Raw genomic sequence first — 11,598 nt, 5'->3', positions numbered from 1 at the left:
CCCCCAGCGCCGCCCGAAGCCGCGAGACAACGACCCGCAACCGCTCGGCAACCCGCTGCACCTCCCCCGCGCCCCAGAGATCCGCCGCCAGCCGCTCATCCACCACAACGGCACCCCGAGCCAGTGCCAGCCGAACCAGCAGCGCCCGCTCCAACGGGCGAGCAACCACCACCTCGACACCACCGAACCGCAACCGAACAGAACCAAGAACCGAGACCACGAGGCCGTCATCGTCCACCGACCCAGGGTCCCACGCCCATCGAACCGACCCTCATGGCACTGCCGGTGAGCTCGACGAGCTCACCGGCAGTGCCGCAGAAGGTGAATGTTCAGGGACGGACGGTGGCGAGGTGCATGTCGCCGTTGGGAGTCGTCGCCGCGCCGACCATCAGGATGCTTCCATTGCCATCAGCAACATTGGCGCCGCTCCACGAACCACTGGCCCAGCGGACGTTGTGGGATGCCTTGCCACCGGCCAGCGTGACCACATGTAGATCACCAGCCGGCGAACCAGCCGCAGCGATCTCCGTAATCGCGCCGTTGTTGTCGGCCAACCCGGCACCACTCCAGCTTCCGTCGGACCATCGCGCGTTGTGATACAGCCTCCCGCCGACCTGCGTCAGCACGTGCAGGTCACCGTTCGGAGTCGTCGCCGCGGCGACCCGCGCGATACTCCCATTAGCATCTGCAACGTTCGCGCCGTTCCACGTTCCATTGGCCCAGCGGACATTGTGGAACGTCTTGCCACCGGCGACTGTGAGCACGTGCAGGTCACCAACGGGTGAGCCGGCTGTCGCGATGTCGGAGATCGCGCCACTGTTGTCGGCCAGCCCGGCACCACTCCAACTGCCGTCCGCCCAGCGCACGTTGTGGTACAGCTTCCCGCCGACCACAGTCAGCACATGCAAGTCACCGTTGGGCGTTGTCGCGACCGCGACTCGCGAGATGTTGCCGTTGCCGTCAACCATGTTCGCGCCGTTCCACGTTCCGTTGGCCCAGCGGACATTGTGGTAGACCTTGCCACCCGAAAGAGTCAGCACATGCAGATCGCCGAGCGGCGAGCCGGCTTCGACCACCTGGGCGACAGCGGTGTTGTTGTCGGCGACGTTCGCGCCACTCCAGGTACCGTCCGACCACCGCACGTTGTGCCAGAACCTGCCCGTTGTCGGCACCGGCGTGGTCCACAGCTTGTCAGCAATGATCTGTGCGTCTCCGGCTTCGACCCCGTAGCGGTAGCGGTACTGCGCCGCCGGCCGCTGAACGTCTGCTGCCACATCACCGATGGCCGCGGTATTCCAGGACCCGTTCGGATAGAACCGTTCCATCGTGTCGAGGAACTTGCCGGTCGCGATCACCGGGTTGGTGCGCTCCGCGAAGCTACCCCAGGTGGCGCGCTGCTGGTACAGGCCGACGGAGTCCAGGTCTCCACCGTCGAGGTTCGCGATGCTCGTTTCGACAATGACAGTAGCGATGGCGATGGCCGCAGCACGCTGGTTGAGGCCGCGCTCCTGAACGGCTTGTACGACAGCTCGAGCACAGGAGGTGTTGTACGGCGTCATGTGGCCGCGCATCTTCTTGGCCAGAAGCGGGTTCAGCGTGTTCGCCATCGCGGCGTCTGCAGGGGCCGGTCCCCCGGCTACGCAGGGCAGGGCGTTGTACATCACATCGAAGTTCTGCGGGGCGGAGGAGAGCGGGGCGGCTGCGGCGCCGGTAGCGGTGAGCGTGATGGCGGCGATTAGCGCGGTGGCGGCAAGTTGGGCGGCGCGCCGGATGATTGTCTTCATCTCTTTGCCTTCTTCGGACGGAGTGGTGATGAGCTCAGGGACGGATGGTGGCGAGGTGCATGTCGCCGTTCGGAGTCGTCGCCGCACCGATGGTCAGGATGCCTCCGTTGCCATCAGCAACGTTTGCACCGTTCCAGGACCCGTTGGCCCACCGGACGTTGTGGAAGGCCTTGCCACCTGCGACTGTGAGCACGTGCAGGTCTCCGGCAGGTGAACCGGCCGCGGCGATCTCCGTGATACCGCTGCTGTTGTCGGCCAACCCGGCACCACTCCAGCTTCCGTCGGACCACCGGGCGTTGTGATACAACTTCCCGCTGGCCTGAGTGAGCACGTGCAGATCACCATTCGGGGTCGTCGCCGCGGCGACCCGGGCGATACTGCCGTTTCCGTCAGCGAGGTTCGCGCCGTTCCAGCTTCCGTTCGCCCAGCGCACGTTGTGATAGGTCTTCCCACCGGCGACGGTGAGGACGTGCAGGTCACCGACGGGTGAGTCGGCTGCGGCGACGTCGGTGATCGCACCACTGTTGTCGGCCAGCCCGGCACCACTCCAGGTCCCGTCCGCCCAGCGCACGTTGTGGTACAGCTTCCCGCCGACCACAGTCAGCACATGCAGGTCACCATTGGGGGTCGTTGCCGCTGCGACCCGGCTGATATTGCCGTTGCCATCAACGATGTTCGCGCCGTTCCACGTCCCGTTGGCCCAGCGGACGTTGTGGTGGACCTTGCCGCCGGACAGCGTGACTACGTGGAGATCACCGGCAGGTGAGCCTGCCTCGACGACCTGGGCGATACCTGTGTTGTTGTCGGCGACGTTCGCGCCACTCCAGGTACCGTCCGACCACCGCACGTTGTGCCAGAACCTGCCCGTCGTCGGCGCGGGCGGGGTGTCGTCCTGGATGTTGTTGTAGCGGATCGGTGTGTAGGTGTTCGCCTTGGAGGCCGGCCAGGTGACCTCCCTCGTCGGCGCACCGTCGGGTCCTGCCTGCTCCCGGACGACCGGTTGGGTGCGGGCCGCATCGGCCCATCTGAGGAACAAGGCGACATGGTCGTTGGGGCGGTTGAGTGCGTCGCCGGGCTGGAGGTCGGCCCTCGCAATGGTGTGCGAGACCATGTACATCTCGGCGGTGGTGTACGACCTCAGCAAGCCCCACGCCATCGAAACGAACCCGGAGCAGTCCGTCCGGTAGCTGCCGTAGCCGTTCGTGTGGCAGGCGGCCTGGCTGTAGGGAACCCGGGCATCGATCCAGCTCTGGGCACGTACCAGCGCGGCTGAGCGGGTCATCGGCTTGTTGCTGTCGTAGGTGTCGCAGTTGTACAGAACGCCGATGCCGCCTTCGGCGACACCTGGCGTCGGGGTCGGCGTGCTCAGGGCCGCCCGGTGGGGCGCGGCGGAGGCCGTCAGTGGCGTCATCGCGAAGGCTGTCGTGACAAGTGCCGTGACAACAGCTGCGGAGCTGATCAGACGTCGGCGGATGGGTGCGAGGTTCGTGGCGGAGTTGTTCATGGGAGGAGATTGGTCCCGCCCGCTTCAATCCTGCTTCAGTGCAGCTTCAGACCGTCCGCCAGCGTCGGTATCGGCCCGTAGAAGGCGGCAGCGGCGTTGCTCGTGAACGCCCAGTGGCGGTCGCCGAACGACCAGTGCCACCACTCGGTGGGGCCGCTGACGAGGTTCACCGCCCCCAGTGCGGCACTCAGGATGTTTCTGTTGCGGGACACCTCTTCGGACACGTCGACGGGGTCGACGCCGAAGGATCCGAGTGGGAGTTCCTGACCCGAAATGGTGGCCAGCGTCAGGTCGATCGCTGCGCCGGCGACGTGCGGAGCGACCGCGTCGCAGTACTCGTCGAAGCAGATACGCCGGCAGTCTTGGGGTCGGTAGCCTTCGACGATCAGCAGCCGCAGCCCTCTGGGCAGCAGTGTCTGCGCCACGATCAGCCGGTCGGCGACACTTCGCCGTAGATAGGCGTAGGCGCCCTCGGCGTCGGCACGTCTCTCGTCCAGCCGCAGTACCGCTAGCGTGCGCAAGTCGATCAGAGGTTCCCAGCACTCCACGACAGGCAGTTGCGTGATCACGGGATCCGATATCGAGACGATCTCTGGCATGCGCTGACCTCGCAGGAACCCGTTGCGGACAGTGGCACCGGCAGCCTGCGGCCGGCCGCTTCAGAACTTCTTCAATCTGGCTATAAGCCGGTCGCCGACAATTCCTCGTGCTCGCGGGCACCGTACGTGCCGAACACCTCGAGGGCCTCGCTTCGCAGCTCCTTCGCGCGATCCGCGTCGCCAAGGCCTTCACGGACCGCAGCGAGATCGCGCAGAGTCCTGGCCCGCCACAAAGGCAGGTCCAGCGTCTCGTACAAGGCGATCGCCTCGGCGAGTCGTGCGCGCGCGTCCTGCAGCGCTCCTTCGGCGAGATCGAGCTCGCCGAGCGCGCGCAGCGTGAACGCGACTCCGAATCTGTCGGCCAGGACCTCGCAGGACCGAAGTGCCTCCTCCAGAGGTCGCCGTGCCTCCCGATGACGACCCATCCGCAGCCACGTCTTTCCCTGGGTCTGCAGCGCGTAGGCCGTCATCAGCCGGTCACCGATCGTCTCGAAGATCGCCAGCGCCTGTGCGCCTGTCTCGTCAGCTCGGTCCAGCTCGCCCCGGGCGCGGTGGTAGAGCGCCATCGTCCGCAGCGTCATTCCCTCGCCTCTGACGCTGTTGATCTTCCGGTAGAACCAGAGCGCGTCCGCCAACTGCTGCCACGCTGCCTGGTAGTCACCCTTCTCCAGGTGAACAGAGCCGCTGACTCGGTTGACATGCGCTACTGCGCCGTCGTCGGCCAGCTCGGTCCACAGCCTCTCGGCGCCGTTCAGGAAGTGCAACGACTCAGGCAGGTAGCCCTGTTCGCGGCACGCCATTCCGAGGCCCGTCAACGACGCCGCCTCACCTCGACGGTCGTTGGCGATCCGGAACATCGACAACGACTGGCTGAAGTACTCCCGAGCCTGGGCGAAATTGTCCTGCTCGTAGCTGAGTTGCCCTGATTCCGCCAGCAGCACGGCCTCGCCGTACACATTGCCGAGGCGCCGCGCGACCGTGAGGGCGGCGGTATGTGACCGGCTCCACGCGTCGAAACGATTGTCGGAGACGAAGAACGAGTCACACAGCGCCGACGCGAGCTGGACAGCGATCTCGTCCAGGTCCAGCGCCGAGGCGAGTTCGACACCCCGCACGAGGGAGTCCTGCTCGACGTCGAACCACGCGTTCGGATCGGCCAGTACGGGGCGCGTCACCGACGGATCCGCCGGTGCCGCCAGCGAGTACTCGACTCTCAGGTGGACAGCCCCGGAGGGAGCAGCGGAGGTAATTTCCCGCAGCAGCCAGATCCAGCGGCTGAGTACGGCGTTGATCGCCTGTTCGCGCGTCTCAGGACTCTCGTCGCTCTCGGCCCGCTCCCGGGCGTACAGCCGGACCAGATCGTGCAGGCGATACCGCATGAGGCCGAGCGCGTCGCTCTGCTCGGTTTGGAGCAGCTGGGCATCGACCAGTCCCTCCAGCAGTTGCTCACCTGTCTGGGTGCTCACCTGGATCATCACGCCCGCCAGCCAGGCGGGGAAGCTGGACAAGCCGAGCAGTCCGAGCAGGCGCAGTACCCGCTTGCTCTGGACGCCCAACTGCCCGTAGCCCAGCTCGATGGTCGCTCTGACTGCATGGTCACCGATAGCCAGCTCGTCGAGTCGCCGGTGCTCGTCGTCGAGACGGTCGGCCAGTAGCGCCACCGTCCACGCCCGTCTGGATGCCAGCCGGGCGCCGGCGATCCGAAGTGCCAGCGGCATCCGGTCGCATTTCTCGACGATGCTCATCGCGGCCTCGGGTTCGGCCGCCACCCGATCTTGCCCAGCGATCTTGGCGAGTAGCTCGAGCGCTTCCTCGGTGGTGAGTACGTCGAGCTCTGTCAGACTCGCACCCGCCAAGGCCACAAGCCGGTTCCGTGAGGTGATCAGGAGCCCGCAGCCCGCACTTCCCGGTACCAGGTGACGGACCTGCTGCTCATCCCTCGCGTCGTCGAGCACGACCAGGACCCGTTGGCCCGCGAGCAGACTTCGGTAGTCGGCGACTCTTTCTTCCAGGGATTCTGCCGGCACGACACCGAGCTGACGCAGGATCCGCCCGAGCACTTCCCACGGCTCGGCCGGAGTCTCGGACGTCCCCCGCAGCTCGACGTAGAACTGACCGTCCGGGTAGCGCTCCATGGTCCGGTGCGTGACGTGGATGGCCAACGCGGACTTTCCGCTGCCGCCAGGGCCGGAGACCACCGCGATCGGCATCGATGCCCCAGCCGACAGAGCGTCCGCCAACGCGGCGGCCTCCTTTTCACGGCCGGTGAAGTCAGCTGGTGCCGCGGGAAGTTGCGACGGAACGGTACGCCGGGGCTGCTCATCGGACCGCTGATCCGCCACAGGTTCCCTGCTGGCTAGTGGCGGCAGCAGGAGCAGGGAGTCGTCCGAGCGCAGGATCGCGTCGTGGACGGACTGCAGTTCCTGACCAGGTTCGATGCCGAGATCGTCGACCAGAACAGCTCGACCGTCCCGGTAGACGGCCAAGGCGTCGGCCTGGCGTCCGAGCCGGTACATCGCAAGCATCAGATCGCGGCGGAGGCGCTCGCGGGTCGGATGATGACCGACCAGCGACGTCAGCTCGCCCACCAACTGCTCGTGGCGGCCGAGCGCGAGCTCCGAACTGATGCGCTGCTCCGTGACACTGAGCCGAAGCTCCTCGAGCTGCGCGGCCTCCGACCGCAGGAAGGACTCGCCGATGCCGCCGAACGCCGGTCCGCGCCACAAGCCGAGGGCGGCACAGAACGCATCGACGGCCTCGTCGTACCGTAGGTCGTCGGCGGCCAGCCGCCCCAGGCCGGCCAGCCGTTCGAACTCGGCACTGTCGAGTGCTCCTGCCGGGACCTGGATCGCGTAGCCGCCTGGATGGAAGGCAATCAGGTCCGCACCGGCCGGTGTCCGCAACCCGCGCCGCAGTCCCGAGATATAGGTCTGAACGAGCGCCCGGGAAGACGCCGGCGGGTCCTCGTCCCAGACTGCGCGCGCCAGCCGCTCGATCGGCACGACGTGCCCGGCATCGAGGAGAAGAGCAGCAAGAAGTGCTCTGGGCTTCGCACCCCCCAGTGGCACCTGCTCATCGCCGATCCAGGCCTCCACCGGACCCAGGAGCTGGAACCTCATCTCCACCCCACCTCGCGGCGGTCCAAGTCGAGACCGCCACACCAAGATGGCTCAGCAACTGCCAGACCGTCGTTGACTTTCCATCGCCGGCCGTTGCTCGTGAGTCTCTACTCGCAACTGCGCCCCTGACGGCAATCCGAGGGAGTCGTGCCGTACGCAGCCCGGAAGGTCCGGGTGAAATGGGCGGCATTGGCAAAGCCCCACCGCGCCGCGACGGCGTGTACCGGCGTAGTGGACAGGAGAGGATCGACCAGGTCCCGGCGGGCACGCTCGAGTCGCAGTCTGCGGATCAGGGCGGCCAGTGTCTCGTCCTCGTCCTTGAAGAGACGATGCAGATGGCTGACCGAGATGTGGTGCGCAGCGGCGACGGTCCGCGGATTCAGCTCGGGATCACGCAGATTCTGCTGGACGAACTCCCGCATCCTCAACACCACGGCCTGCTGACGCATCTCCGGAGGCGCGAGCATGTCTGCTCCCAGACTCTGCGCGAAGAAGGAGGTCACGACGCTGACCAGCAACTCCTCCCACCTCGGACCATCGGCCGGTCCATAGGACCGCGAACCACGAGCCAGGTGGCCGAGAGTCTCGCGAAGTACACCGCCGAATCCCTCGTGCCCGGGCAACAACCGGCCGACCAGCTGATCGACCCGGGCCCGAGGCAGCGGCAGCAACGCCTTCGGAAGGTCCACCCCCACCATCGCGTGCAGCCCGGCTGCACCGGTGGTGTGAATTTCCAGCGGCCTGGAAGTATCCAGAACCTGCCACAAAGAGGGACCAGCAACGGTCGCCTGCTCCCCCACAGCAACATACCGCCGGCCCTTCCGGGCCATGGACAGATGCACCCATTCCGGATCCGACTGCGTGACCAGCCGCCTCGTCCGGCGAAAATGAACAGGGCTCATGGTCGCCACCCGCATCATCCCCGCACCGAAGCTCAAGACCCGCTGCTCAGCCACGAACTCCGCCGGGCGATCACTGTCCAGCAGCAGCGGCACGTGCGTCCTGCGCATCATCTCGCGCCAAGCCTCGAACCGCGCATCCACTGGCAGTTCATCGCTCCGGAACACCGTCTCGATCAAGCCGCACCCCCGCCCATCACCGATCGAACCGCCGCCCAGTCGTCCAAGAATTCCCCCGCCCAGAGCGGTTGGCAAGCCGCACCATGTCTCCGCCTTGAAATAGCCCGACTCGGTCGTAACCTGCGCGTCTTCTTCGGTCCATGCTGCCGAAACATGCGCTTCTTACCTTGAGGGTCCCTGCCAGCCGCGTGAGGCGGTGAGTCCCCTGTACGAGCACGTTGACCCGTTCATCGGGACCGGCGCCACCGACCTGCCCCCGCCCAAGGGCTTGGCCGGGACCTGGTGGTGGCCCAAGCCGCAGGTCGGTAACACCCACCCGGGCGCCATGCACCCGTTCGGGATGGTGTCGGCCTGCCCATACTCCGGGGCTTACCCGACCGGCTACGGGTTGTACGACTTCAACACCGAGGGCGTGCCCAACCAGCTGTACGACCGCCCGGTCGCCTCCGGTTTCACCCACTTCCAGCAGTCCGGTACGGGCGCGATCCGCAAGTACTACAACTACTTCCGGGTCACGCCGATGCTCGGCCCGCTCGATGACCTCGGCACCACGTGGGACCTGCTGGACGAGGTAGCCGAGCCGGGCTACTACGCGGCGACGCTGAGTTCGGGGATCCGCTGCGAGGTGACGGTCGGCCCGAAATCGGCCGTCCACCGGTACACCTTCCCGGCGAACGACGCCGCCCGGATCGTCATCGACGCCTCGACTGGCGGCCTGGCCATCCCGCACAGCCAGACCGTCCCGCTGAAGGCGCACCTGGCGATGCTGGGGCCCGGGGTAGCTCAGGGCGAGATCCACGTCGAGGGCGTACCGCTCGCCGTACACCTCGAGGTCGCCGCCCCCGGCTGGCGGCAACTGCTCTGGTACGACCGGCGCCTGATGCCCGGCGGCACCCGCCTCGACTTCGACTACATCCGGCCGACCACCCTGCGGCCGTTCGGGCTGATGTTCATGGGCCCCTCGCGCGCTGAGCAGACTGTCGAGGTGCGGCTCGGGTTCTCATTGCGTGGATGCGAGACCGCCCGCGACAACCTGTACGCCGACATCGGCCGCACCCCGAACACCTTCGCGCGGCGTCGCGACCGCACCTCGGCCACCTGGCGCGAGCACCTCGGCAAGGTCGAGATCAAGACCGACTCCGCTGACCAGGCAACGATTGTCGGCACCGCGCTCTACCACTCGCTGGTCAAGCCGTGCTTCGCTCCGGACGAAAGCCCGTGGACGACCGAGGGACCGTACGCGTTCGACATCTGCACGATGTGGGACATCTACCGCACCCAGCTGCCGCTGATGACCACGCTGTTCCCGCAGCGTTCGGTCGCACTGGCCAACTCGCTGCTGTCGATCTGCGAGCAGGAGGGCAACCTGCCGATCGGCTACCGAATGGCCAAGGGCGCCGACCGCTTCTCGCGGCAGGGCAGCGCGCTCGCACACACGTTCCTGGCCGACCTGTGCCAACTCGACCTACCTGGCATCGACTGGGACTGGGCCATGGTGCACCTGGAGATGGACCTGCGTCGCACGTACGGCGAGGACTACCTGGTGCACGGCGTCGCGCATCCGATCAGCCACACCCTCGACCTGGCCTACGCCTACCACTGCACCGCGGCGATCGCGCAGAAGGTCCGCGACCGGCCGCTGGCCCAGCAGATGCGCGACCACGCTCAGGGCTGGCGAGCGGCGTACGACCCAGGTACTGGACTGTTGCGCGACTCGACGTTCTATGAGGGCGGCCGGTGGAACTACTCCTTCCGGCTGCTGCACGACATGCGCGCCCGGATCGCACTCGCCGGCGGCGACGAGGCGTTCGTGGGCCTGCTCGACCGGTTCTTCGGGTACGACGCCGTACCGGTCACTCAACCGGGAGTCGCACCGAGCGTGGCGGAGATGGACGCCGGGTACGAGCTGTGCCGCTTCGAGGGATTGAACAACGAGCCGGACTACGACGCGCCGTGGTCCTATCACTACGCGGGACGGCCGGACCGGACGGCCGAGGTGGTGCATGCCGCGGTTGCCAACCAGTTCGGTACCGGCCGCGGCGGGCTGCCCGGAAACGACGACTCCGGCGGGCTGTCCGCCTGGTACGTCTGGGCGACGCTCGGGCTGTTCCCGGTGGCTGGGCAGAACCTGTTCCTGGTGAGCGCGCCGGCCGTGGCGGAGTCCACCATCCAACTGCCGAGCGGCGACCTGTCGATCACTACGACAGGCTTTGAGCCGGTCGAGCCAGGTGGACCCGTCTCCTACGTCCAATCCATTGCAGTGAACGGCAAGACGCTCGAACGCCCCTGGCTCTCCGGCCGCGAACTGCGGCACATCCGCAACCTGCACATCTCGTTAGGCCCTAAGCCCTCCGGCTGGGGCACTCGGATCAGGCCACCATCCACCTCTGGAGGTGAGGCATGAAACCTATCCGCCGTCTGGTCATTGTTGTCCGAGCAGACCCGGTGATCTGCGGGCACTCCGGTGAGGCCCGGTGCCTCGCCGAGGTGGCGCTCACCCGGGGCTTCGACGACGTACGGATCGTCACTTGGCCGCTCGATGCGTTGGAGGCAGCCGGCCTCCCGTTGAAACCACTCGACGGCGTCCTCCCCTACAGCTCCGGCATCACTGTCGAGCGCCCCGATCCCGTCGGCGACTACCGCGTCCCCGACGGCCGCTACCTGTCCGGACTCATCGGTCGGCTGGTCGAACTCTTCACCGACGGCGTACCAACGATCGCAATGTCCCTCTACCTGAGCCCGCACGCGATCGCCGTACAGGAAGCCGTTCAAGTGGCGCGCAGCCTCGGCCCCGCCCAGGTCACCACGGTGGCCGAGGCAGTCGGCTCCGACATCACCAACGTCGTACGCGAGTGCGTCAACACCGGCCGCTTCGGCGCAGCCGCCCACATCCTGTCGGTCTATCTCGCGGCCGACCACTGCGTCGCCGTGTCCGAGTACACCAAAGACCTGATCGTCGCGTCGGCAGCAACGCTAGACGCCATGCACGGTACGACGTTCGCCCAGCGATGCCGCGAACGTATCGCCATCTCGTACCCCGCCGTCGACTCCTGGTCCTACCTGTCCCTCACCGACGACGCGATCACCGAAACCCTCGCTCGACGCGGCCTCCCCCGGGACGGCTACATCCTCTTCCTGTCCCGCATAGCCTCAGCCAAGGGCGTCGACGACCTGATCGACGCCTACGCCGGCTCCCGCTCAGCCTCGCGTGTCCAACTAGTCCTGGCCGGTCGCGGCCCTCAGGAAGCTGAGGTCGTGGCGCGGGTGACAGCAGCGGGCCTGGCCGACCGCGTGCACATCCTGACCGACGTCGACGACGCCGAAAAGCCGGCCCTGATGGCAGGCAGCGCAGCCTTCGTCCTGCCGACCCGCGAGCAACCAGAGTTCGTCGAAACCTTCGGCATCGCCCTGGTCGAGAAGGCCCTGGCCGGCGGCGGCCCCATCATCACCTGCGCCACCGGCGGCGTCCCCGAAGCAGTGGGCGACACCGCCCAACTAGTCCCACCCCGAGAC

At 67.0% G+C, this 11,598-nt stretch carries 8 protein-coding genes; 2 read left to right on the top strand and 6 right to left on the bottom strand.

The annotated features are described in order from the left end of the window. The 6 genes from E1261_RS37825 to E1261_RS37800 all read right to left on the bottom strand — a co-directional run. A partial coding sequence (locus E1261_RS37825) for a winged helix-turn-helix domain-containing protein (RefSeq protein WP_202875385.1) occupies positions 1–238 on the bottom strand: 238 nt, incomplete at its 3' end. Positions 239–329: 91 nt separating this feature from the next. After that, a complete protein-coding gene (locus E1261_RS46145) occupies positions 330–1,784 on the bottom strand; it encodes a PLL family lectin (RefSeq protein ID WP_202875384.1) in 1,455 nt (484 codons plus the stop codon). Positions 1,785–1,818: 34 nt separating this feature from the next. Continuing rightward, a complete protein-coding gene (locus tag E1261_RS37815) occupies positions 1,819–3,288 on the bottom strand; it encodes a C40 family peptidase (protein ID WP_132414558.1) in 1,470 nt (489 codons plus the stop codon). Positions 3,289–3,323: 35 nt separating this feature from the next. After that, a complete protein-coding gene (locus E1261_RS37810; RefSeq protein ID WP_238176680.1) occupies positions 3,324–3,809 on the bottom strand; it encodes a M15 family metallopeptidase domain-containing protein in 486 nt (161 codons plus the stop codon). Positions 3,810–3,967: 158 nt separating this feature from the next. After that, a complete protein-coding gene (locus E1261_RS37805; protein ID WP_202875383.1) occupies positions 3,968–7,006 on the bottom strand; it encodes an AfsR/SARP family transcriptional regulator in 3,039 nt (1,012 codons plus the stop codon). 107 nt (positions 7,007–7,113) lie between these two features. Next, entirely contained in the window at positions 7,114–8,085 is a 972-nt protein-coding gene (locus E1261_RS37800) for a helix-turn-helix domain-containing protein (protein WP_132414555.1), read from the bottom strand. 196 nt (positions 8,086–8,281) lie between these two features. On the opposite strand from E1261_RS37800, the gene E1261_RS37795 reads away from it, so the two are divergent. Together E1261_RS37795 and E1261_RS37790 are read left to right on the top strand one after the other, a co-directional pair. Then, entirely contained in the window at positions 8,282–10,489 is a 2,208-nt protein-coding gene (locus E1261_RS37795) for a glycoside hydrolase domain-containing protein (protein ID WP_238176679.1), read from the top strand. Then, on the top strand, positions 10,486–11,598 hold a 1,113-nt coding region (locus tag E1261_RS37790; RefSeq protein ID WP_132414554.1), incomplete at its 3' end, for a glycosyltransferase. The genes E1261_RS37795 and E1261_RS37790, both read left to right, overlap by 4 nt.

The organism is Kribbella albertanoniae (assembly GCF_004348455.1).
Taxonomy (GTDB): domain Bacteria; phylum Actinomycetota; class Actinomycetes; order Propionibacteriales; family Kribbellaceae; genus Kribbella; species Kribbella albertanoniae.
The sequence above is the reverse complement of the archived record's forward strand: the minus strand, read 5'-3'. Positions and strand labels throughout refer to the sequence as shown.

Excerpts from the sequence above, each read along its gene's own strand:
- E1261_RS46145 (WP_202875384.1), bottom strand. The coding sequence starts at position 1,784 with ATGAAGACAATCATCCGGCGCGCCGCCCAACTTGCCGCCACCGCGCTA.
- E1261_RS37815 (WP_132414558.1), bottom strand. The coding sequence starts at position 3,288 with ATGAACAACTCCGCCACGAACCTCGCACCCATCCGCCGACGTCTGATC.
- E1261_RS37805 (WP_202875383.1), bottom strand. The coding sequence starts at position 7,006 with ATGAGGTTCCAGCTCCTGGGTCCGGTGGAGGCCTGGATCGGCGATGAG.